This window comes from Pseudomonas sp. PI1 (genome assembly GCF_000812405.1).
Classification (GTDB): Bacteria; Pseudomonadota; Gammaproteobacteria; order Pseudomonadales; family Pseudomonadaceae; genus Pseudomonas; species Pseudomonas citronellolis.
This window is the reverse complement of record NZ_JWMC01000057.1, coordinates 39,048-62,155: the sequence shown is the minus strand read 5'-3', so window position 1 is coordinate 62,155 and position 23,108 is coordinate 39,048. Positions and strand designations below refer to the sequence as shown.

At 68.4% G+C, this 23,108-nt stretch carries 19 protein-coding genes; 6 read left to right on the top strand and 13 right to left on the bottom strand.

Annotated features, from left to right (window positions below; all coding sequences use genetic code 11):
* Positions 1-188 precede the first annotated feature (188 nt).
* Together RN02_RS18985 and RN02_RS18980 are read left to right on the top strand one after the other, a co-directional pair.
* Positions 189-890, top strand: coding sequence for a Dps family protein (locus RN02_RS18985; protein ID WP_009616129.1), 702 nt, complete (start codon positions 189-191; stop codon positions 888-890).
* 392 nt (positions 891-1,282) lie between these two features.
* A complete protein-coding gene (locus RN02_RS18980) occupies positions 1,283-1,825 on the top strand; it encodes a hydrolase (protein WP_043315924.1) in 543 nt (180 codons plus the stop codon).
* Here RN02_RS18980 and rlmF read toward each other — a convergent pair whose 3' ends face one another.
* The 4 genes from rlmF to RN02_RS18960 form a co-directional block, all read right to left on the bottom strand.
* Positions 1,826-2,815: a 23S rRNA (adenine(1618)-N(6))-methyltransferase RlmF gene (gene rlmF / locus RN02_RS18975; RefSeq protein ID WP_043315922.1), complete on the bottom strand. Its 990-nt coding sequence runs from the start codon at positions 2,813-2,815 to the stop codon at positions 1,826-1,828.
* Positions 2,816-3,168: 353 nt separating this feature from the next.
* Entirely contained in the window at positions 3,169-3,465 is a 297-nt protein-coding gene (locus tag RN02_RS18970; RefSeq protein WP_043315920.1) for a winged helix-turn-helix domain-containing protein, read from the bottom strand.
* A gap of 17 nt (positions 3,466-3,482) precedes the next feature.
* Positions 3,483-5,315, bottom strand: coding sequence for an SLC13 family permease (locus RN02_RS18965; RefSeq protein ID WP_043315918.1), 1,833 nt, complete (start codon positions 5,313-5,315; stop codon positions 3,483-3,485).
* Positions 5,316-5,409: 94 nt separating this feature from the next.
* The gene (locus RN02_RS18960) at positions 5,410-7,065 is read right to left on the bottom strand and encodes a thiamine pyrophosphate-binding protein (protein ID WP_043315915.1); all 1,656 of its coding nucleotides are present in this window, start codon (positions 7,063-7,065) and stop codon (positions 5,410-5,412) included.
* A 210-nt stretch (positions 7,066-7,275) separates the two neighbouring features.
* On the opposite strand from RN02_RS18960, the gene RN02_RS18955 reads away from it, so the two are divergent.
* Positions 7,276-9,180: a M14 family metallopeptidase gene (locus tag RN02_RS18955; RefSeq protein WP_043315913.1), complete on the top strand. Its 1,905-nt coding sequence runs from the start codon at positions 7,276-7,278 to the stop codon at positions 9,178-9,180.
* Between the two features lie 657 nt (positions 9,181-9,837).
* Here RN02_RS18955 and RN02_RS18950 read toward each other — a convergent pair.
* The 5 genes from RN02_RS18950 to RN02_RS18930 form a co-directional block, all read right to left on the bottom strand.
* Positions 9,838-10,128, bottom strand: coding sequence for a nucleotidyltransferase family protein (locus RN02_RS18950; RefSeq protein WP_043315911.1), 291 nt, complete (start codon positions 10,126-10,128; stop codon positions 9,838-9,840).
* Between the two features lie 89 nt (positions 10,129-10,217).
* A complete protein-coding gene (locus RN02_RS18945) occupies positions 10,218-13,067 on the bottom strand; it encodes a valine--tRNA ligase (RefSeq protein ID WP_043315909.1) in 2,850 nt (949 codons plus the stop codon).
* Between the two features lie 410 nt (positions 13,068-13,477).
* Complete coding sequence (locus tag RN02_RS18940; RefSeq protein ID WP_009616139.1) at positions 13,478-13,849, bottom strand: hypothetical protein; 372 nt, start codon at positions 13,847-13,849, stop codon at positions 13,478-13,480.
* A gap of 15 nt (positions 13,850-13,864) precedes the next feature.
* Positions 13,865-14,293 carry a DNA polymerase III subunit chi gene (locus RN02_RS18935; protein ID WP_043315907.1) on the bottom strand — a complete coding sequence of 143 codons (429 nt, stop codon included), beginning with the start codon at positions 14,291-14,293 and terminating at the stop codon, positions 13,865-13,867.
* 34 nt (positions 14,294-14,327) lie between these two features.
* Positions 14,328-15,815 (bottom strand): leucyl aminopeptidase, encoded by a 1,488-nt coding sequence (locus tag RN02_RS18930; protein WP_043315905.1) that lies wholly within the window; start codon positions 15,813-15,815, stop codon positions 14,328-14,330.
* 200 nt (positions 15,816-16,015) lie between these two features.
* Here RN02_RS18930 and lptF point away from each other — a divergent pair, with 200 nt between their 5' ends.
* Together lptF and lptG are read left to right on the top strand one after the other, a co-directional pair.
* Entirely contained in the window at positions 16,016-17,140 is a 1,125-nt protein-coding gene (lptF, locus tag RN02_RS18925) for an LPS export ABC transporter permease LptF (protein ID WP_009616142.1), read from the top strand.
* Positions 17,133-18,200, top strand: coding sequence for an LPS export ABC transporter permease LptG (gene lptG, locus RN02_RS18920; protein WP_009616143.1), 1,068 nt, complete (start codon positions 17,133-17,135; stop codon positions 18,198-18,200). The genes lptF and lptG overlap by 8 nt, the downstream gene beginning before the upstream one ends.
* Positions 18,201-18,478: 278 nt before the next feature.
* Here the strand turns inward: lptG and RN02_RS18915 are convergent, their stop codons facing one another.
* Positions 18,479-18,991 (bottom strand): RDD family protein, encoded by a 513-nt coding sequence (locus RN02_RS18915; protein ID WP_043273048.1) that lies wholly within the window; start codon positions 18,989-18,991, stop codon positions 18,479-18,481.
* A gap of 168 nt (positions 18,992-19,159) precedes the next feature.
* Between RN02_RS18915 and RN02_RS18910 the strand changes: the two genes are divergently transcribed.
* Positions 19,160-20,701, top strand: a complete 1,542-nt coding sequence (locus RN02_RS18910; protein ID WP_043273046.1) for an EAL domain-containing protein — start codon at positions 19,160-19,162, stop codon at positions 20,699-20,701.
* A gap of 78 nt (positions 20,702-20,779) precedes the next feature.
* Here the strand turns inward: RN02_RS18910 and RN02_RS18905 are convergent, their stop codons facing one another.
* From RN02_RS18905 to RN02_RS18895, 3 genes are all read right to left on the bottom strand, one after another.
* Positions 20,780-21,118: a hypothetical protein gene (locus RN02_RS18905; RefSeq protein WP_043315903.1), complete on the bottom strand. Its 339-nt coding sequence runs from the start codon at positions 21,116-21,118 to the stop codon at positions 20,780-20,782.
* Positions 21,119-21,208: 90 nt separating this feature from the next.
* The gene (locus tag RN02_RS18900; protein WP_043315901.1) at positions 21,209-22,654 is read right to left on the bottom strand and encodes a SulP family inorganic anion transporter; all 1,446 of its coding nucleotides are present in this window, start codon (positions 22,652-22,654) and stop codon (positions 21,209-21,211) included.
* A 218-nt stretch (positions 22,655-22,872) separates the two neighbouring features.
* On the bottom strand, positions 22,873-23,103 hold the full coding sequence (locus RN02_RS18895; RefSeq protein ID WP_009616149.1) for a hypothetical protein: 231 nt from the start codon (positions 23,101-23,103) through the stop codon (positions 22,873-22,875).
* Between the last annotated feature and the right edge of the window lie 5 nt (positions 23,104-23,108).

Here is a 23,108-nt window from a genome sequence, read left to right as displayed (position 1 = left end):
TTGCCCGGCGTCATTGCGCCGCACGTTGGGCGGCGCGACGACTTGCAATCGAAGCGCGGCGAGGTAGGCTCAAGAGCGCACTCTTGGCCGTAAGAGGAATAACGCAGGGAGTGCGTCAGGCTCGTCCCGGACCGCCAGTTTCGGCACGCACAGGGGCGGCATCCACAAGACCCCTTGAGGTGATCGAGATGAAGAAAACCGCAGCCACTGCGAAGAAACCCGCTGCACCCAAGACCGTCGCCAGCAAGCCGGCTGCGGCCAAGCCGGCCGCTGCCAAACCCGCTGCTGCGAAACCTGCCGCGGCGAAGAAGCCGGCAGCGAAGAAACCCGCCGCCAAACCGGCGGCTGCCGCCAAGCCCGCCGCCGCGGCCAAGCCGGCACCGCGCCGCGCCCCGGCCCTGGCCACCCCGTCGGACCTGTCCAGGGACGCCACCCGCGACCTCAGCGCGGCCCTGAGCCGCCTGCTGGCCGACGTCTTCGCCCTGTACCTGAAGACCAAGAACTTCCACTGGCACGTGAGCGGCCCGCACTTCCGCGACTACCACCTGCTGCTGGACGACCAGGCCACCGAAATCTTCGCCATGACCGACCCGATCGCGGAGCGCGTGCGCAAGATCGGCGGCAACACCATCCGCTCCATCGGCCACATCGGCCGCCTGAAGCGCATCGCCGACAACGACGCCGAGTTCGTCCAGCCGCTGGACATGCTGGCCGAGCTGCAGGAAGACAACAAGTCGCTGACCGCCTACATGCGCGAAGTCCACGACCTGTGCGACGAGTACCACGATATCGCCACCGCCAGCCTCATCGAGAACTGGATCGACGAGACCGAGCAGCGCACCTGGTTCCTCTTCGAGACCAGCCGCCGCGGGGATGTGACGGGGCATTGAGGGTGCATGGCTGAAGAGAGGAGGGCCCCTTTTGCAGGGGCCTTTTTCTTTGGCGCGGGGGGAGGTTTCTGCGTGGCTTGCGGGTGTGGCTCCCTCTCCCTAACCCTCTCCCTGAAGGGAGAGGGGACCGTTGGGCAGATGCTGATGCTTTGGAGTCAGCCGGCCACACAGAGACTGCCGGCTGAAACCAAGCCTTTTCTCGGCACGGACAAGCCCCCTCTCCCTTCAGGGCGGGGCGCGCAGCCGAGGGCTGGGGAGAGGGAGCGGACTTGACGTTGCTCCAGCGCTTCACCTTCGCTCATTCTCTTCCCTGCATTTGTGTCGACCTGCTTTCCGGTTGACACCCCCACACAGCAAGCCGAAAAAGAAGAACCACCCCAGGAGACTCCCCCATGCTGCTCCACGCCCCCACCTCGACCCTCCTCCTCATCGACATCCAGGAACGCCTGTTCCCCGCCATCCACGACGCCGAGGCGCTGCTGCAGCACAGCGCCTGGCTGCTGGCCGTGGCGCAGCGCCTGGGCGTGCCGGTGCTGGCCACCGAGCAGTACAGCAAGGGCCTGGGTCCGACCCTGGCGCAGCTGCGCGAGCACCTGCCGGCCGCGGCCATCCTGGAGAAGATCGCCTTCTCCGCGGTGGCCGACCCTGGTCTGCTGCAACTGCCCGGCGGCGAGCGCCGGCAGTTCGTGGTGTGTGGCACCGAGGCCCATGTCTGCGTGCTGCAGAGCGTGCTCGGCCTGCTGGCCGAGGACCGCGAGGTCTACGTGGTGGCCGAGGCGGTCGGCTCGCGGCGCCCGGAGGACAAGGCCCTGGCCCTGGAGCGCATGCGCCAGGCCGGCGCGGTGATCGTCAACCGTGAGATGGTCGCCTTCGAATGGCTGGAGCGCGCCGGCAGCGAGACCTTCCGCGCCGTCAGCCGCGAGTTCATCCGCTAGTCAGCGGTACCAGGCGGCGCGCGCCTCTGCGTCGAGGAAGGTCCAGGCGACGAAGCGGCTCTGCTTCTGCCCCTGGGCCATGTCCAGGGTGCGCACCTGCAGCGCGCCGGCCTTCTTCAGGGCGCGGCGGAAGTCGTCGAGGTTGCCGGCCTTGGACACCAGCGAGCTGAACCACTGCACCTGCTGCGCCACTTCGCGGCTTTCGCTGGCCATGCGCTTGAGGAAGGCGATCTCGCCGCCCTCGCACCACAGCTCGTTGCTCTGCCCGCCGAAGTTCAGCAGCGGCAGCTTGCGCGAGGGGTCGAGCTTGCCGAGGTTCTTCCACTTGCGCCGGCTGCCGGCGCGGGCTTCCTCGGGGGAGGCGTGGAACGGCGGGTTGCACAGGCTGGCGTGGAAGCGTTCGTCGGCGTGCAGCAGGCCGTGGAAGATGTGCTGCGGCTCGCTCTGCTGGCGCAGCTCGATGGCCTCGGCCAGGCCCGGGTTGCCCAGCACTATGTTGTGCGCCGAGGCCAGGGCGGCGGGTTCGATGTCGGCGCCGAGGAAGCGCCAGCCGTAGTCGCGGTGGCCGATCAGCGGATAGATGCAGTTGGCCCCGACGCCGATGTCCAGCACCCGCACGCCGGGCCCGCGCGGCACGCTGCCGGCGTTGTCTTCGGCCAGCAGGTCGGCCAGGTAGTGCACATAGTCGGCGCGGCCGGGGATCGGCGGGCAGAGGAAGTCGGCGGGGATTTCCCAGTGGCCGATGCCGTACTGCGCTTTGAGCAGCGCGCGGTTGAACACCCGCACCGCCTGCGGGTCGGCGAAGTCGATGCTGGGCTTGCCGTAGGGGTTGGTGATGACGTAGTCGCCCAACTCGGGGCTGGCGGCGATCAGGCCGGGAAAGTCGTAGCGCCCCTGGTGGCGGTTGCGCGGGTGCAGCAGGTCGGGTTTCTTCGCGGCGGGATCGCGCAGCGGTTGCGGCTTGGCGGGGCGTTTCGGCGGCTTGGGCATGGCGGGCGGCAGGGCAGGGGAGCGGAGGGCGATTTTCCCACAGAAGCGCGCCTTCTGCTTCCCGTAGCGGATCTCATCCGCGAACCGCGCCGGGATGTCCGGCTATCGCGGACAAGGTCCTACGGTTCCAGGAAGCACGGCTTTTCGTAGGATGGCGTTGAGCGGAGCGATACCCATCACCCCGGCAGCATGGGTATCGCAAGCTCAACCCATCCTACGAAAAGCACCTCGGCGCAAGACAGTTGCTCCTACGACCGTGCTTTCCTGGAAACGTAGCGGGTCCTGCCCGCGATTCGCGCGCAGGGCGCGCTCCTACAGGGGAATGGCGTGGGTGGGGCGGCGTAGGAGCGGATTCAGGGGTATTCCAGAGTCGCCTTGATCTTCGCCAGATTCGCCTCGATCCAGCGCGGATCGATGGCGCCCCAGTCGCGGATGCGGTAGTGCCCGGCGTTGTTGCGCTCGCCGGCGTGCTGTTCGAACACGCAGTCGATGTCCAGGTCGGCCAGCGCCGCCAGGGTGTCCTGGGCGGTGCGCCGGGGCATGCCGGTGGCTTCCATCAGCGCCGGCACGCTGCTGGCCTGGCCGCTGTGCACCAGCCAGGCGACGTACAGGCGGCGGTAGAAACTGCTCTTGGTCTTGCTCACTTCCATGGGCTTTCCTTGTTCGGTCAATACAGCGGCAGCAGCCAGGGTACCAGCAACACGCTGACGATCATCACCAGCAGGGTGAAGGGCACGCCGACCCTGACGAAGTCGCCGAAGCGGTAGTGCCCGGGGCCCAGCACCAGGGTGTTCACCGGCGAGGAGATGGGCGTCATGAAGGCCGCCGAGGCGGCCAGCGCCACTATCATGGCGAAGGGTTCCGGCTGGGCGCCCAGGGCCCTGGCGGTAGCGATGGCCACCGGCGCCATGAGCACGGCGGTGGCGGTGTTGGAGATGAACAGGCCGATCAGCGCGGTGAGCAGGAACAGGCTGGCGAGGATCAGGTAGGGCCCGGCGCCGCCCAGGGCCGCCACCAGGGCCTGCACCGCCAGGTCGATGCCGCCGGTCTTCTGCAGGGCCAGGGCGAAGGGCAGCATGCCGACGATCAGCACCAGGCTCTGCCAGTGGATGGCGCGGTAGGCGCTGTCCATGTCGATGCAGCGGAAGGCGCCCATCAGCAGGCAGGCGATCAGCGCGGCCAGCACATTGGGCACCAGGCCGCTGACCATCAGCAGCACCATCACCCCCAGGCTCAGCAGCGCGTGGGGCGCCTGGCTGGCCGCCGGCGCGGCCTCGTCCACCTCGGCCGGCAGGCTCAGCACCAGGAAGTCGCGGCCCTGGCCCTGGAGCTGGCGGATGTCCTTCCAGGCGCCCACCACCAGCAGGGTGTCGCCGACCTTCAGCTTGGCGTCCAGCAGGCCGTCGACCACGGCTTCGCGGTTGCGCCGCAGGCCCACCACATTGAGCCCGTACTGGCTGCGAAAGCCCAGCTGCAGGATGCTCTTGCCCAGCAGCGCGGACTCCGGCGGCAGCGTCACCTCGGCCATGCCCACCTCGTGGGCGCGCTCGGTGAAGTAGTCGCCGTGCAGGCTCAGCGGTTCCAGGCCGTATTCGTGGTAGAGGGCGAGCAGGTCGATGCCCGGCTGGTAGATGTCCACCAGCAGCACGTCGCCGACCTGCAGCACCACGTCGGCGCCGGGGCTGAGGATCTTCAGGCGGAAGCGCGCCAGGCGCTCGATGGCGATCACGTTGGTGCCGCGCTCGGTGCGCAGCTGGACGTCGCCGAGGGTCATGCCGGCCAGCGTGGAGTCGGGGCGGATGCGCAGCCGGCGTTCGCGCCCGGCCAACTGGTAGTCGCGGATCAGGTCGCGCAGCGAGCGGCGCTGCGCGGCGTTGCCGGGGCCGTCGCGGTTGTCGCCGAGCCAGCGCCGGGCCACCAGCATGTAGGCCACGCCCAGGACCAGGATCACCAGGCCGATGGGGGTGAAGCTGAAGAAGCCGAAGCCCGGCTCGCCCTCGCGCACCAGTTCACTGTGCACCACCATGTTCGGCGGCGTGGCCACAAGGGTGAGCATGCCGCTGATCAGCCCGGCGAAGCTCAGCGGCATCATCAGCCGCGCCGGCGAGACGTTCAGGCGCCCGGCGACGCTGAGCACCACCGGAATGAAGATCGCCACCACGCCGGTGGAACTCATCACCGAGCCCAGCCCGGCCACCGCCAGCATCAGCAGCACCAGCAGGCGCGTCTCGTCGCTGCCGGCCTTGTGCGTCAGCCATTCGCCGATGCGGTAGGCCACGCCGGTGCGCACCAGACCCTCGCCGATGATGAAGAGCGCGGCGATCAGCACCACACTGGGGTCGGCGAAGCCGGCCAGGGCTTCCTGCACGCTGAGCACGCCGGTCAGCGGCAGGGCGACCATGGCCAGCAGGGCGACCACGTCCATGCGCGGCCGGTTGACGACGAACAGCGCCACAGCGGTGGCGAGCAGGAACAGGACCCAGAGCAGTTGCGGATTCATGCGCTTCCTTAGCCGGCGAATCGGCGGGCATTGTGCCCAGGCGAGGGGCGCAATGCCTTGATCCGATGCAGCTTAGCGAAGCCTTCGGCGGTTTTCAGGAAAGCCGCGCCACCGGGGTGATCTGCCGTGGGTCGGTGCGCAGCTCGATCAGCGCCGGCTTGCCGCAGGCCTGGGCGCGCTGGAAGGCGGCGGCGAAGTCCTCGGTGCGCTCGACCAGCTCGCCGTGGGCGCCGAAGGCCCGGGCCAGGGCGACGAAGTCCGGGTTGTGCAGTTCGGTGGCGGAGATGCGCCCTGGATACTCGCGCTCCTGGTGCATGCGGATGGTGCCGAGCATGCCGTTGTTGACCACGATGACGATCAGCGCGGCGCCGAACTGCACGGCGGTGGCCAGTTCCTGCGGGTACATCATGAAGCAGCCGTCGCCGGCGAAGCACACCACCTCGCGCTGCGGCTCGCGCAGCTTGGCGGCGATGGCGGCGGGGAAGCCGTAGCCCATGGCGCCGTTGGTGGGCGCCAGCTGGCTGCGGGCGGCGCGATAGCGGTAGAAGCGGTGCACCCAGACAGCGTAGTTGCCGGCGCCGTTGCTGATCACCGCGTCTTCGGGAAGGGTTTCGGCGAGGTGGCCGACCACCGCGGCCAGGTCCACGCCCTGCAGTTCGGCGGGGCTGGCCGGCGGGGTGGAGTAGGCCAGGTAGTCGGCGCGGGCCTCGGCGGTCCACTCGGCCCAGGGGCGGTTTTCCAGGGGCGCCAGGGCGTCGAGGGCGGCGGCCATGGCCGGCAGGCTGGCCTGGATCGGCAGGTCGGCCTGGTAGACGCGGCCCAGCTCGCTGGCGTCGGGGTGGACGTGGATCAGCGTCTGCTCGGGTTTCGGGCTGCGCACCAGGGTGTAGCCGGCGCTGGGCGTCTCGCTCAGGCGCGAGCCGAGCACCAGCAGCAGGTCGGCCTCCTGCACCCGCGCGGCGAGCTTGGGCGAGGCACCGAAGCCGAGCTGGCCGACGTACTGCTCGTCGCGGTTGTCGTACAGGTCCTGGCGGCGGAACGAGGCCACCACCGGCAGTTCGTTGGCCCGGGCGAAGCGTTGCAGGGCGCGGCGCCCGGCCTCGTCCCAGTCGGTGCCGCCGATCACCAGCAGCGGCTTGCGGGCGCGGGCGAGCAGGCTGCGCAGCTCCTCCAGCGCGGCCAGCGGCGGGGCGACCTGCGCAATGCGCGGGGCGGGCGCATCCGCCACCTGCGCGGTGCCGAACAGCACTTCCTCCGGCAGGGCGACCACCACCGGGCCGGGGCGGCCGGACTGGGCCACGGCGAAGGCCCGGGCGACCACCTCGGGAATGCGCTGGATGTCGTCGATCTCCGTGGCCCACTTGGCCAGGCCGCCGAACATCTGCCGGTAGTCCACCTCCTGGAACGCCTCGCGGCCCTTGAAGGCGCTTTCCACCTGGCCGACGAAGAGGATCATCGGCGTGGAGTCCTGTTTCGCCGTGTGCACGCCGTTGGCCGCGTGGGTGGCGCCCGGCCCGCGGGTGACGAAGCAGATGCCCGGGCGCCCGGTGAGCTTGCCGTAGGCGTCGGCCATGTTCGAGGCGGCGCCTTCGTGGCGGGTGACGATGGTGCGGATCGAACGCGCGTCGTGCAGGGCGTCGAGCACCGGCAGGTAGCTTTCGCCGGGGATGCAGTAGACGGTGTCCACCGCGTTGCGCAGCAGGGCTTCGACGAGGATCTGGCCGCCATTGCGGGCGGGAAGGTCGGACATGGTGCGGGCTCCTGTGGAAGTCGGGACGGCGGCTTTCCGGGCCGCGCTGGCGCGTCGATCTTCGGCCCAAAGCCTGCACCGCGCCAAGCGAGCTTTCTTCGGGTAGTCATTCCACCCCGGAATGACTCCTGCGACAACCGGCCCCTTCGGCCGCGCGGATCATGGTCTAAGGTTCTCGGGGCCATGGCTAACCGCGAAAGGAGGCCCACCATGCGCCATCGAGGATTCCACCCGCTGTACGCCGCACTGCTGCTGAGCGGCAGCCTACCGGCCCTGGCCGCGCTGCCCCAGGCACCCGGCTACGTCGACGACAGCGGCTACCCGGCGGCGGCCAGGCAGCGCATCCTGCCGCCGATGTTCGAGCAGAAGCTGGCCAGCACCCGCTACCTGGCCAAGCCCGACGATCCGCTGATCACCCTGGCCGAGTCCAGCGGCTTCCGGCAGACCAGCGACTACCAGCAGACCCGCGAGTACCTGAAGAAGCTGGCCGATGCGTCCGGCGGCAGGTTGCAGCTGAGCGAGCTGCCGGAAAAGAGCGCCAGCGGCGAGTCGATGCTGCTGGTGACCGCGTCCACCGAGGCCGACAAATCGCCGGCCGGGCTGAACGGCTCGGGCAAGCCGACGCTCTTCGTCGAGGCCGAGATCCACCCCGGCGAGGCCAACGGCAAGGACGCCATGTTCATGCTGCTGCGCGACATGACCGCCGGGGCCAAGCCACTGGCCGGGCTGCTGGAGAAGGTCAACATCCTCTTCATCCCCACCGTGAACGTCGACGGCGACCTGCGCCGCAGCCCCTACGGGCGCATCAACCAGAACGGCCCGGAGGTCACCGGCTGGCGCGTCAACGGCCAGAATCTCAACCTCAACCGCGACTTCACCAAGCTCGACAGCGCGGAAATCCGCAACGTCGCCTGGGTGTTCAACCAGTACGACCTGAGCTTCTTCGCCGACACCCACTCCACCGACGGCGCCATGTACCCCTACGACAGCTCCTACTGCCACAATGGCAACGGCTGGTCGCCGGCGTCCAGCCAGTGGATGGACAAGGTCATGCGCGGCCCGGTGTACAAGGAGCTGGAGGGCGACGGCCACGTGGTGCACGAGTGCATCAGCCTCAACGACAACCAGGACCCGGCCAAGGGCTACTACCCCTACCGCACGGACCTGGCGCGCTTCTCCAACCAGTACGGCGACATCCGCAACGTGCCTTCGATCCTCATCGAGCAGCACGCGCTGCACCCGTATGAAACCCAGGTGCTGGGCAACTACGTGATGCTCAAGGCGATGTTCCAGGTGATCGGCGACAACGCCGAGTCGCTCAAGGCCGCCATCGCCAAGGACCGCGAGCGCCTGGAGGCGCAGAAGGAGGTGATCCTGACCTGGAAGCCGGGCAAGGAGCAGCACACGCCCTTCGTCGTCGGCGACTACCGCTACGAGCAATCGCCCATCACCGGCGCGAAGACCATCGTCTGGAGCAACAAGCCGAAGACCTTGCAGGTGCCGATCAGCGACAACTCGGTGCCCGACCTGGTGGTCAAGCGGCCGAAACAGTACGTGGTGCCGGTGCAGTGGAGCGAGGTCATCGCCCGGCTCAAGGCCCACGGCATCCGCATGAAGACCCTGGAGCAGCCGACCGCCATCGAGGTCACCCTGTACCGCATGGACGACATCAAGCTGGCCGGCGGCTTCGAACCGGACCGCGCCGCGGCCAACGAAATCCCCGGCTACGAGGGGCACCTGCTGGTCAGCGGAACCGGCAAGCCGTTCCAGCGCCTGCAGACCTACCCGGCCGGCTCGGTGGTGATCGACACCGACCAGCCGCTGGGTGTGCTGGCGATCAACCTGCTGACCGCCGAGAGCCCGGATTCCTTCTGGTCCTGGGGCTTCTTCAACTCGACGCTGGTGTCCGCGGAAGAGCCGGAGGAGTACGTGATGGAGCCGATGGCGCGCAAGATGCTCGCCGAGGACCCGCAGCTGAAGGCGGAATTCGAGAAGAAGCTGAAGGAGGACAAGGCCTTCGCCAAGGACCCGCATGCGCGGCTGGAATGGTTCTACCAGCGCACGCCCTTCTATGACGTGAATGCCTACGTCTACCCGGTTGGCACGGTGTTCTGAGGGACAGAGGCTCTTCCTACGAGAAGCCGGGCCCGCCGGTATGGTAGGGCTCCGCACGCGATGGACCGAACGCCGGCCCTGCCGGCGCAATCGCGGATGAATCCGCTCCTACGACGGCATTTCTCCTGTACCTGTAGGAGCGGGCCCTGCCCGCGAATCGCGCGCAGGGCGCGCTCCTACAGGGGAATGGCGCAGGTGGGGCAGCGTAAGCGGATCTCATCCGCGAATCGCGCCGGTGGCTTGGTTCATCGCGGACAAGGTCCGCTCCTACGAGGAAACTCCATGCCTCACGACAACTGTAGGAGCGGGCCCTGCCCGCGAATCGCGCGCAGGGCGCGCTCCTACAGGGGAATGGCGCAGGTGGGGCGGCGTAGGAGATCTCATCCGCGAATTGCGCCAGTAGCTTGGGCTATCGCGGACAAGGTCCGCTCCTACGAGGAAACTCCATGCCTCACGACAACTGTAGGAGAACAGCCCTGCCCGCGATTCGCGCGCAGGGCGCGCTCCTACAGGGGAATGGCGCAGGTGGGGCAGCGTAGGAGCGGATTCATCCGCGAATCGCGTCGGAGCCTCCGGCTATCGCGGACATAGCTCAGGACTTTCTCCGCACAGGTGATCATGTCGTCGACATAGAAGTATCAGACGCGCCCGGACGCCTCAGACATTCACCGCCTCCGCCTCGATGAAGGGCCACAGTTCGGGGCGCAGGGCCTTTTCGGTGACCAGGTCGACGCTGCTGCCCAGCAGGTCCTCGAGGTAGAACTGCACGCCGAAGTAGCGCTCGGAGGTGGCGGGGCCGTCGAAGGCCACCAGGATGTCCACGTCGCTGTCGGACCTGGCGGCATCGCGCACGGTGGAGCCGAACAGGGCTAGCCTGACCACGCCGAAGCGCTCGGCCAGCTCGGGCTTGCAGCTTTGCAGCAGGTTCAGGGCGTTGGTGCGGTTCATGGCGGTGGCCGGGCTCCGGGGATATGCCAGAAGGTAGCACAAGCGAAAAGCACAAGGCCCGCATTCGCGGGCCCTGTGGATGACGCCTGTTACAGGCTGGCGATCTTCTCGCGCTGCTGGATCAGGTTGGTCACCGCCTGCTCGGCTTCGGCGAGCTTGGCGCGTTCCTTCTCGATCACTTCGGCCGGGGCCTTGGCGACGAAGCCTTCGTTAGCCAGCTTGCCGCCCACGCGCTTGACCTCGCCTTCCAGGCGCTGGATTTCCTTGTCCAGGCGCGCCAGCTCGGCGGCCTTGTCGATCAGCCCGGCCATGGGCACCAGCACCTGCAGCTCGCCCACCAGCGCGGTGGCCGACATCGGCGGTTCCTCGCCTTCGTCGAGCACGCGTACCGACTCCAGCTTGGCCAGCTTCATCAGCAGCGGCTCGTTGTCGGCCAGGCGGCGGTGGTCTTCGGGGGAGGCGTTGTTCAGCACCAGGTCGATGCGCTTGGCCATGGAGATGTTCATCTCGCCGCGGATCTGGCGGATACCCAGCATCAACTGCTTGACCCACTCGATGTCGCCTTCGGCGGCGGCGTCGATCTTCGCCTCGTCGGCCACCGGCCAGGGTTGCAGCATCAGCGTGTCGCCGCTCTTGCCGGCGGAGGCCTTGATGCGCTGCCAGATTTCCTCGGTGATGAAGGGCATGAACGGGTGCGCCAGGCGCAGCGCGGTCTCCAGCACGCGCACCAGGGTGCGGCGGGTGCCGCGCTGGCGCTCGATGGGCGCGTTCTCGTCCCACAGCACCGGCTTGACCAGTTCCAGGTACCAGGCGCAGTACTCGTCCCAGACGAACTCGTAGAGGGCCTGGGTGGCCAGGTCGAAGCGGAAGGCGTCGAGCTGGCGGGCGACTTCCTGCTCGGTGCGCTGCAGGGCGGAGATGATCCAGCGGTCCACCGCGGACAGCTCGACCGGCTCGCCGTTCACGCCGGTGTCCTGGCCATCGGTGTTCTCGATGACGAAGTTGGCGGCGTTCCACAGCTTGTTGCAGAAGTTGCGGTAGCCCTCGACGCGGCCCATGTCGAACTTGATGTCGCGGCCGGTGGAGGCCAGCGAGCAGAAGGTGAAGCGCAGGGCGTCGGTGCCGTAGCTGGCGATGCCTTCGGGGAACTCGGCGCGGGTCTGCTTGGCGATCTTCTCGGCGAGCTTGGGCTGCATCATGCCGCTGGTGCGTTTTTCCAGCAGCGCGTCGAGGCTGATGCCGTCGACGATGTCCAGCGGGTCGAGCACGTTGCCCTTGGACTTGGACATCTTCTGGCCCTGGCCGTCGCGCACCAGGCCGTGGACGTACACGGTCTTGAACGGGATCTGCGGGGTGCCGTCCTCGTTCTTGATGAGGTGCATGGTCAGCATGATCATGCGCGCCACCCAGAAGAAGATGATGTCGAAGCCGGTCACCAGCACGTCGGTGGGGTGGAAGGTCTTCAGGTATTGCGTCTGTTCCGGCCAGCCGAGGGTGGAGAAGGTCCACAGGCCCGAGCTGAACCAGGTGTCCAGCACGTCTTCGTCCTGGCGCAGGGGCTGGTCGCCCAGGTTGTGCTTGGCGCGCACTTCGGCCTCGTCGCGGCCGACGTAGACGTTGCCGGCCTCGTCGTACCAGGCCGGGATGCGGTGGCCCCACCACAGCTGGCGGCTGATGCACCAGTCCTGGATGTCGCGCATCCAGCTGAAGTACATGTTCTCGTACTGCTTGGGCACGAACTGGATGCGGCCGTCCTCCACGGCGGCGATGGCGGGTTCGGCCAGCGGCTTGGTGGAGACGTACCACTGGTCGGTCAGCCAGGGCTCGATGACGGTGCCGGAGCGGTCGCCCTTGGGCACTTTCAGCGCGTGGTCGTCGATCTTCTCCAGCAGGCCCCTGGCCTCGAAGTCGGCGACGATCCGCTGGCGCGCGACGAAGCGGTCCAGGCCGGCGTAGGCGGCCGGCAGGCTGGCGTCCACATCCGGGTTGACGCTGCCGTCGAGCTTGAACACCTGGGCGGTGGCGAGAACGGCGGCGTCCTTGTCGAAGATGTTGATCAGCGGCAGGTCGTGGCGCTTGCCGACTTCGTAGTCGTTGAAGTCGTGGGCCGGGGTGATCTTCACGCAGCCGGTGCCGAACTCGCGGTCGACGTAGTCGTCGGCGATGATCGGGATGCGCCGGCCCACCAGCGGCAGTTCGACGAAGGTGCCGATCAGGGCCTGGTAGCGCTCGTCCTCCGGGTGCACGGCGACCGCGCTGTCGCCGAGCAGGGTTTCCGGGCGGGTAGTGGCGACCACCAGGTGGTCCTTGCCGTCGGCGGTCCTGTGGCCGTCGGCCAGGGGGTAGCGCAGGTGCCAGAGGTGGCCCTTCTCGTCGTGGTTCTCCACTTCCAGGTCGGAAATGGCGGTGTGGAACTTGGTGTCCCAGTTGACCAGGCGCTTGCCGCGGTAGATCAGGCCGTCGTCGAACAGGCGGACGAAGGCTTCCTTCACCGCGTTGGACAGGCCGTCGTCCATGGTGAAGCGCTCGCGCGACCAGTCCACCGAGGAGCCCAGGCGGCGGATCTGCCGGGTGATGGTGCCGCCGGACTGTTCCTTCCACTCCCAGACCTTCTCCAGGAACTTCTCGCGGCCGAGGTCGTGGCGCGCGATGCCCTGGGCGGCCAACTGGCGCTCCACCACCATCTGGGTGGCGATGCCGGCGTGGTCGGTGCCCGGTTGCCACAGGGTATTGCGGCCCTGCATGCGGCGGTAGCGGATCAGCGCGTCCATGATGGCGTTGTTGAAGCCGTGGCCCATGTGCAGGCTGCCGGTGACGTTCGGCGGCGGGATCATGATGGTGTACGGCTCGCCGGAACCCTGCGGGGCGAAGTAGTTGTTCTGCTCCCAGGTGGGGTACCAGTGGGATTCGATGGCGTGGGGCTGGTAGGTCTTGTCCATGAGCGCGGCGGGACCCTGTTAGCGGCTAGACGGAAAACCGGAGAGTATAACGGCTGCCGAGGGGCGGCGGCCACCGGCGATCAGGGGGCTGGAGGGGGCCGTTCGGCGTGGGCGGGAGGTCCGGTGTCAACCTGTAGGAGCGGGCCCTGCCCGCGAAATCGCGCGCAGGGCGCGCTCCTACAATGGGCAGGGGGCGTTACGGTGGGGCTTCGGGTTGGCCCCGTTGCCCTCACCCCAGCCCTCTCCCGGAGGGAGAGGGGGCCGTTCGGCGTGGGCGGGAGGGCCTGCGCCAACCTGTAGGAGCGGGCCCTGCCCGCGATTCGCGCGCAGGGCGCGCTCCTACAATGGGCGTGGTGTGAGGTGACCCGTAGGAGCGGATCTCATCCGCGATCGCGCCGGCAGGGCCGGCGTCAGGGCTTGCGCTGCGCCAGCAGCCTTTGCAGGCGCGCTTCCAGGCGGCGCTGCAGTTCGGCTTCGATCTGCGGCACGAAGTCGTCGATCACGTCCTGCAGGATCAGCTGCGCGGCGGCGCGCAGTTCGCTGTCCAGGCGGGCCTGCTCGCGGTTGTGGCCCGCCGGGGGCAGGTCGTCCTCGGGCTCTTCCTCGGCCGGGGCCGGGCGCGGCGAGGCCTGGACCACGTCGGAGAGCAGCGGGATGTTGTCCGGCTCGAAGGATTCGGTGAGCAGGGGCGGTTCGCCATCCGGCTCGCCGAGCAGGTCGTGGATCGACTCCAGGTCGTCGAGCAGGTGGTCGGGGTCTTGCGGTGGCTTGCGGCTGTCCATTTTTCCGGTAGAGCGTCAGAGGCGCGGCAGGCGATGGTCCTGCAAAGGATAGCCCTGCTCGCGGTAGTAGCGGAAATTCTCCCGCGCCGCCTGGCGGATGGCCGGCTCCTCCACCACCAGTTCGGCGATGCGCGAGAACTCGCCGGCGAAGGCCGGCACCGCCAGCGTCAGGTTGATCAGCAGGTCGCGGGGGCCCGCCGGCGGCTCGCCCAGGCCCAGGGTGACCGGGGCCTGGGCGTCTTCCTCGGCGGCGTTGTGCGGCACGAAGGCTTCCTTGCGGAAGCTCCACAGGCGCGCGTCCAGGGCTTCGCGCTGAGTTTCGTCGGCGCACAGCAGGTACACCCGCATGCCCTGCCGCCAGGCCTTGTCGGCCAGGCGGCAGGCGATGGTCAGGCGCGCGTCGGGATCGGCGCTGGGGATGACGTAGAAGTCGACCCGCGTCATGCCGGCGATCCCATCGAACGATTGCGCTTTGCCATTACTTCACGCGGTCCAGCAGGTACTGGGTGAGCAGCGGCACCGGGCGGCCGGTGGCGCCCTTGTCCTTGCCGCCGCTGATCCAGGCGGTGCCGGCGATGTCCAGGTGCGCCCAGTGGTACTTCTTGGCGAAGCGCGAGAGGAAGCAGCCGGCGGTGATGGTGCCGGCCTTCGGCCCGCCGATGTTGGCGATGTCGGCGAAGGGGCTGTCCAGCTGTTCCTGGTACTCGTCGAACAGCGGCAGTTGCCAGGCGCGGTCGTCGGCGTGCTCGCCGGCCTTGAGCAGTTGGCGCACCAGGGCGTCGTTGTTGCCCATCAGGCCCGAGGTGTTGGCGCCCAGGGCGACGATGCAGGCGCCGGTGAGGGTGGCGATGTCCACCACCGCCTGGGGCTTGAAGCGCTCGGCGTAGGTCAGGGTGTCGCACAGCACCAGGCGGCCTTCGGCGTCGGTGTTGAGGATTTCCACGGTCTGCCCGCTCATGGTGGTGACGATGTCGCCGGGGCGGGTGGCGCGGCCGCTGGGCATGTTCTCGGCGCAGGCCAGCAGGCCCACCAGGTTGATCGGCAGCTGCAGTTCCAGCACCGCGCGGAAGGTGCCGAAGACGCTGGCGGCGCCGCACATGTCGAACTTCATCTCGTCCATGCCCAGGCCGGGCTTGAGGCTGATGCCGCCGGTGTCGAAGGTGATGCCCTTGCCCACCAGCGCGTAGGGCGCCTCGTCCTTCTTGCCGCCGTTGTACTGCAGCACGATCAGCCGCGGCGGCTGCTCGCTGCCCTGGGCCACGGCGAGGAAGGCGCCCATGCCCAGCTCGCGGAGTTTCTTCTCGTCCAGCACCTCGACCTTGAGGTTCTTGTGCGCCTTGGCCAGGGCCTTGGCCTCGTCGGCCAGGAAGCTGGGATGGCAGAGGTTCGGCGGCAGGTTGCCGAGGTCGCGGGTCAGGGCCATGCCGTTGGCGATGGCCTGGGCCTGCCTGGCGCCCTGCTCGACGGCGGGGGTGTCGGCCTTGTCGGCCAGCAGGGTGATCTTCTTCAGCTTGGGCGCGTCGGCCTTCTGGCTCTTGAAGCGGTCGAACACGTACAGGCCATCGGCCAGCGTCTCCACCAGCAGGCGCGCCTTGCCGTGGGCGTCGCGGCCCTTGACCGCCAGGTCGCCCAGGGCCAGCACGGCGTCGCCGCCGCCCAGGCTCTTCAGGTTGCCCAGCACCGAGGAAACCAGTTTGCGGTATTGGCGGTCGGAGAGTTCGCGCTCCTTGCCCGCGCCCACCAGCAGCACGCGTTCGGCCTTAAGGTTGGGCAAAGCTTGCAGGAGTAGGGTCTGGCCGACCTTGCCGGCCAGGTCGCCGCGCTTGAGCAGGGCGGCGATGGCGCCGCCGCTGGCGGCGTCCACGGCCTGGGCCACGGTGCCGAGCTTGCGGCCTTCGCCGACGGCGAGCACCAGGGTGGCGGTCTTCAGGGTTTGCGGACTGACGCTTTTTACAAGGAATTCCATGACAAGGTGTCCCCGGAGCGAAGGGTCGAAGTGGCGGGCGGTCGGCGACCCGTCCCGGTGTCTGCGCAGTGACAGGCCCGGCGAATCGCAGGATAATGCCGCGTATTTTTCACCGGCCCGCTGCAATGCGGGCCGGCAGTGCCTCACGGCGGCTAGTTTGAGCGTAGCCGCCCGAGCGTGACAACCCTGGAGTGCCCGGTTTGATTGTCTTCCGTTACCTGTCCCGTGAAGTGTTGGTCACCATGAGCGCGGTGAGCGCCGTGCTGCTGGTGATCATCATGAGCGGCCGCTTCATCAAGTACCTGGCGCAGGCCGCCCAGGGCATGCTGGACCCCGGCTCGCTGTTCATGATCATGGGCGTGCGCCTGCCCGGCTTCCTCCAGCTGATCCTGCCCCTGGGGCTGTTCCTCGGCATCCTGCTGGCCTATGGCCGGCTGTACCTGGAAAGCGAGATGACGGTGCTCACCGCCACCGGCATGAGCCAGCAGCGCCTGCTGGCCTACAGCATGGCGCCGGCGGCGCTGATCGCTCTGCTGGTGGCCTGGCTGAGCCTGTCCCTGGCGCCCCAGGGCATAGCCCAGATGCAGCTGATCCTGAACAAGCAGGACGCCATGACCGAGTTCGACACCCTGGCGCCGGGGCGCTTCCAGTCGATGCGCGACGGCTCGCGGGTGACCTACACCGAGCAGCTGAGCAACGACCGCACCCAGCTCGGCGGGGTGTTCATCTCCGACAAGAACCCGCCGCGCAACGGCCAGGACCGCGGCCTCGCGGTGCTGGTGGCGACCAGCGGCGAGCAGCAGATCCACCCCGACGGCAGCCGCTACCTGATCCTCAAGGACGGCTTCCGCTACGACGGCGTGCCCGGCCAGGCCGACTACCGTGCCATCAGGTACGACACCTACGGCGTGCTGCTGCCCAAGCCGGAGGTGAGCAGCGAGATCGACGACCGCGACGCCATCCCCACCAGCGACCTGTTCGCCAGCAAGGAGCCGCGCATGCGCTCGGAGCTGCAGTGGCGCTTCTCCATCCCGCTGCTGGTGTTCATCGTCACCCTGCTGGCGGTGCCGCTGTCCAAGGTCAACCCGCGCCAGGGCCGCTTCCTCAAGCTGCTGCCGGCGGTGCTGCTGTACATGGCCTACCTGGCGCTGCTGATCGCCGCCCGCGGCATGCTCGACAAGGGCAAGATCCCCATGGCCCTGGGGCTGTGGTGGGTGCATGCGATCTTCCTGGCCATCGGCCTGCTGCTGGCCTTCTGGGAACCGCTGAGTCTGAAATGGGCGGCCTCGCGCGCACGCTCCGTGAAGGAGCGCAAGCATGCGTAAGCTCGACCGCTACATCGGCATCACCATTTTCGTCGCCATCCTCGCCGTGCTGGGGGTGATCCTCGGCCTGGCCCTGCTGTTCGCCTTCATCGATCAGCTCGGTGCCCTGGACGAGAACTACACCCTGGGCGTGGCCCTGAAATACGTACTGCTCACCGCGCCCAGCCGCGCCTACGACATGCTGCCGATGGCCGCGCTGATCGGCTGCCTGGTGGGCCTGGGCACCCTGGCCAGCAACAGCGAGCTGACCATCATGCGCGCCGCCGGGGTGTCGCTGCAGCGCATCGTCTGGGCGGTGATGAAGCCGATGCTGGTGCTGATGTTCGCCGGCATCCTGATCGGCGAATACGTGGTGCCCTACACCGAGACCCAGGCCCAGAGCGACCGCGCCCTGGCGCAGAGCAGCGGCGGCGCGGTCAGCTCGCGCAACGGCCTGTGGCACCGCCAGGGCCAGGAATTCATCCACATCAACGTGGTGCAGGCCGACGGCACCCTGCTGGGCGTGACGCGTTACGACTTCGCCGAGGGCCACGTGCTCAAGAGCGCCAGCTTCGCCAAGCGCGCGGTGTTCCGCGACGGCCAGTGGACGCTGGAAGAGGTGAGCACCACGCTGCTGCACCCGCAGGAAAAGCGCAGCGAAGTGGTCAGCGCGCCGTCGGAGGCCTGGAACATCCAGCTCAGCCCGCAACTGCTCAGCACCGTGGTGATGGAGCCCGAGGCGCTGTCCATCAGCGGCCTGTGGGAATACATCCACTACCTCAAGGACCAGGGCCTGAGCACCAACCGCTACTGGCTGGCGTTCTGGACCAAGGTGCTGCAGCCGGCGGTGACCGCGGCCCTGGTGCTGATGGCCATTTCCTTCATCTTCGGTCCGCTGCGCAGCGTGACCCTCGGCCAGCGGGTGTTCACCGGGGTGCTGGTGGGCTTTACCTTCCGCATCGCCCAGGACCTGCTGGGGCCGTCGAGCCAGGTGTTCAACTTCCCGCCGCTGTTGGCGGTGTTGCTGCCGGCGGCGATCTGTGCGCTGCTGGGGGCGTGGTTGCTCAAGCGGGCGGGGTGATATCCCTGGCGGTTCGGTGCGGCCGGCGGGCCTGATCGCGGACGGAGTCCGCTCCTACGTCCGTACCTCCCTGAACCTTAGGCTTAAGGCTTACGCCGAGGTGCTCTTCGTAGGATGGGTTGAGCTTGCGAAACCCATGCGGTTGCGCTGATGGGTATCGCTTCGCTCAACGCCATCCTACGAAAAGCCGTGCTTCCTGGAACCGTAGGAGCGGATTCCGTCCGCGATTGGACTCACCGGCCACGCCGGACGCCCCGGCGGCACGAACGGCCCCAGCCTCACCCCCGCCCCTGCGTCGCCTTGCGCACCGCCTTGGGAATCTGGATCACCACGCTCTCCGAATAGCGATCGTGCCAGGTGCGCTTGTCCTTGTCCCAGAGCATCCACAGGAAGCCCAGCCCGCCACAGGCCCAGGAGCCGATGGCGATCATGAAGCGCAGCAGTGCCTGCATCAGGCTGATCGGCGTGCCGTCGGCGTTCTGCACGCGCACGCCCCAGACCTGCATGCCGAGGGTCTGGCCCTTGTGCGTCCAGAACTTGGCGAAAAAGGCGAACAGGCTGATGAACAGCAGGCTGGACAGCAGCGGGTCGCCGACCAGAGCGCCCTGGTCGGCGAGCTGCCGGAGCTTTTCGCCGCCCAGGATCAGCCGCAGCAGCACCTGCTGGTAGAGCAGGGTGACCACCATCAGCAGGGCCACGCAGAGCAGGAAGTCGTAGAACATGGCCGCGAAGCGGCGCAGCAGGGGCGCGGGGGGGAAGTTCCCCTCCGGCTGGAGTCGGGCTTTGGGCATGGCGTCGTTCGGCGCTCGGAGCAGGGACGAGGGCGGGGATTATACGACCTTTGGCCGATCGCCACCGAGGCCAGGGTGCCGCAGGCGGAATGATCTACGCTGGTTTCAGGCGCCCGCTCAGGCTGCTCGCCGAGCCCGATGACAGCGGCGGCGCCCGGGATGACACGGATGCCTGGATCGAGCAAAGTCCGGCGCCTGCTCTGGCGCCTGTGCGTTTCCCTGCTGGTCGCCCTGCTGCCGCTGCTGCTGGGCGGGGGCATCATCTATTGGCAGACCCTGGTCAGCCTCCAGCGCGAAGCGGGGCTCGCCTCGAGCGAGGCGCTGCACCTGATCGACATCATGCTCGGCAACGCCGCCGGCTCGGCGCGGGCCACCATCGCCTACGCCGAAGGGCCATGCGCCGTGGCCGAGCTGGTGCTGCGCGAGCAGGTCGCCACCGTGCCCTTCGTGCGCACCGTCAACCTGGTGCGTGACGACCGGGTGTTCTGCAGCTCGCTGTTCGGCAACGTCGACGAAGCGGTGAACACGGCCGATTTCGTCGACGGGCGCCTCAACCTGTTGCCCGGCAATGCGGTGACGCCGGACTTCGCGCTGATCGTGTACCGCCTGGCCGAAGGCCCCGCCGCCGTGCTGGCGGCGGTGGACGGGCGCTACCTGAGCAACGTCCTGCAACTGGTGGACCAGCGCAGCGAACTGCTGGTCCAGGTCGGCCCGCGCTGGATGGACGAGGCGGGCGAGGTGCACGAGGGCGCACCCGACGCCTTCCCCCTGGCCGAGACGCGCCAGGCCTCGACGCGCTTTCCCTACCAGGTGGTCGGCGGCTTCCCGGCCGGCGCCCAGTGGGGTGTGATGCGCGACGACTACTGGCCGCTGTTCGCCATGCTGGCGGTGCTTGGCGGGCTGTTCGGCCTCGGTTGCCACTGGATGCTGGGGCGCGCGGCGACGCCTGCCCGCGAGATCGAGCGGGCCATGTACGCCGGCGAATTCGTGCCCTTCCTCCAGCCGCTGGTGGACGCCGCCAGCGGCCGCTGGATCGGCGCCGAGGTGCTGATGCGCTGGCGCCACCCGCGCGCGGGGCTGGTCAGCCCGGACATCTTCATCCCCCTGGCCGAGCAGAGCGGCCTGATCGTACCCATGACCCGCGCGCTGTTGCAGCAGTTGGCGGCCCAGTTGCCGAAGCACGCGCACCTGCTGGGCGAGGGTTTCCATCTGGGCGTCAACGTCAGCGCCGTGAATTGCCGCAGCAGCAGCCTGTTGACCGATTGCCTGGACTTCCTCGGCGCCTTCCCGGTGGGTTCGGTGCAACTGATGCTGGAGCTGACCGAGCGCGAACTGATCGACACCCCCACCGACGACCTGCTCGGCTGCCTGCGCGACCTGGGCGTGACCCTGGCGATAGACGACTTCGGCACCGGCCATTCCAGCCTGGCCTATCTGCGCCGCTTCCGCGTGGATGCCCTGAAGATCGATAAGAGCTTCGTCGCCACCGTCGACGACGACAGCCGCTCCCGGCACATCCTCGACAGCATCCTCGACCTCTGCGACCGCCTGGACCTGCAGGTCATCGCCGAAGGCATCGAGACACCGGCGCAGCGCGACTACCTGGCGGCTCGCGGCGTGCCCTGCCTGCAGGGCTACCTGTTCGGCAAGCCGATGCCGCTGGCGGAGTTCGTCGCCGAACTGGAGCGCCGCGTCCGCGCGGGCGTCTAGGACGGTGGTGGACTGAACTGCGTATGCCGAGCCCATACCGACGGCGCCCAGCGGGCACCGTCGGCAGCGCAGCGGCGATCAGACGTAAGCTTGGGCGCGGCGGTTGCCGCGGGGCAGGCGGGTCTTGCCGGACAGGGCGCTCAGGCGCGCCTGCCAGGCTTGCCGGGCGGCGTCGCGGCCGGATTGCGCCGGTGCCGGTGCCGGTGCGCGGGCGGGCTGCTTGCTCTTCGGCGCCGCAGCCGGCGCAGGCTTCGGGACGGCGGGCGCGCTGCCCGCGGCTTCCTGCGCCTGGGTGAAGGCGTTGGTGCGGCGGCAGGTCTTGCAGCTGACCTGCGCGACGTCCTGCGAGCCCGCCACGTTCGGGTCGCTGCGGCCGCAGGCGGCCTGGCTGGTGCCAATCAGGAAGTGAGTGACCATGTGGACCTCCTAGTCAAAAAAGGGGCGGCATTATTCCACAGGGTTCCCGGCGCGCCAGCGCTGCCGGTCATTTTCGGATGAACGTCCGAATCAGCCGTGCTGCACCCCGGCGCGCTTGAGCAACTGCTTGCAACGCTCGGACAGGTGCACCACGCGCAGGTGCTTGCCGGCCCTGGCGTAGCGCTCGCGCAGGGTCTTCAGCGCGGCGATGGCCGAGTAGTCGACGAAGCTCAGGTGGCGGCAGTCCAGGGTGACCTGCGGCGGGTCGCCGGCCGGGTCGAACTGCTCCAGGAAGGTCGTGGTGGAGGCGAAGAACAGCGTGCCGTGGAGGCGGTAGAGCTTGCTGCCGTCGGCCTCCAGGTGGCTGTCGGCGTAGAGTTCGCGGGCGTGCTTCCAGGCGAAGTCCAGGGCGGCCACGACTATGCCGCAGAGCACGGCGGTGGCCAGGTCGGTGAACACGGTGATGACGGTCACCACGACGATCACCAGCACGTCGCTCGCCGGCACCTTGTTCAGCACCCGCAGCGAGGCCCAGGCGAAGGTCTGCTGGGCCACCACGAACATCACCCCGACCAGCGCCGCCAGCGGGATGCGCTCGATCAGCGGGGAGAGGAACAGCACGAAGAGCAGGATCATCACCCCGGCGACCACCCCGGAAACCCGCCCGCGGCCGCCGGAGCCAAGGTTGATCATGGTCTGGCCGATCATGGCGCAGCCGCCCATGCCGCCGAACGCCCCGGAGACCATGTTGGCCGCCCCCAGGGCCACGCACTCGCGGTCCGGGTAGCCGCGGCTCCGGGTGATTTCGTCGGTGAGGTTGAAGGTCAGCAGGGTTTCCAGCAGGCCGACCAGCGCCATGAGGATGGCGTAGGGCGCGATGATCCGCAGCGTCTCCAGGTTCCACGGCACCTGCGGCAGGGCGAAGGCGGGTAGGCCGCCGGCGATGTGCGCCATGTCGCCGAGGGTGCGCGTGGGCAGGCCGAGCAGGTACACCAGCAGGCCGACGCCGAGGATCGCCACCAGCGCCGGCGGCACCGCGCGGGTCAGCTTCGGCAGCAGGTAGACGATGGCCATGGTCAGCGCCACCAGGCCCAGCATCAGGTACAGCGGCGCGCCGTCGAGCCAGGCCCCGCCGGTCTTGAAGTGCTCCAGCTGGGCCAGGGCGATGACGATCGCCAGGCCGTTGACGAAGCCCAGCATCACCGGGTGCGGCACCATGCGCACCAGCTTGCCCAGGCGCAGCAGGCCGAAGGCGATCATCACCAGGCCGCCCAGCAGCACGGTGGCCAGCAGGTACTGCACGCCGTGCTGCACCACCAGCGCCACTATCACCACGGCCATGGAGCCGGCGGCCCCGGAAACCATGCCCGGCCGGCCGCCGAACAGGGCGGTGAGGGTGCAGATGAAGAAGGCGCCGTACAGGCCCATAAGCGGGTTGAGATGCGCCACCAGGGCGAAGGCGATGCACTCGGGCACCAGGGCGAAGGACGTGGTGAGGCCGGCCAGGATGTCGGCGCGCAGACGGGCGGGTTTCATGGCGTTCCTGAGGTCAGGGCCGGTGGTGCCGGCCGCGGGTGGTGCGGATAGAGGACGCGCATGGTACGCAATGCCGCATGCTCGAACCAGTCGCGGCGCATGCCGTTTTGTCCGGGCCCCATCCCGGTGCTTCCCTCATGGCGAAGGGTTCGCTGCCCACAGGTGGCAGCGAACCCTTGAAAGGCGCCGCTGTTGCGAGCGGCGAATGTATGGCCTGTTCAGCGACTGCTGGAAATGGCCAGCTTGCCGGTGGCTATGAGTGCGGCGATTTCCTCCATGTGCAGGGATGTCTCCTTCAACGCCTCCACCACACCTTCGATCAGGTGTTGCGAGAGTGGGTTGGCGACAGGCAGCCCCTTCAGGTAGTCGGCGAGAAGCTCGGCCGCCATGTCGTTGTTGTAGGCGGTCGTCATCAGAGAGCTGTGGATATTCTTCGGATCGAGAAACATGGCTT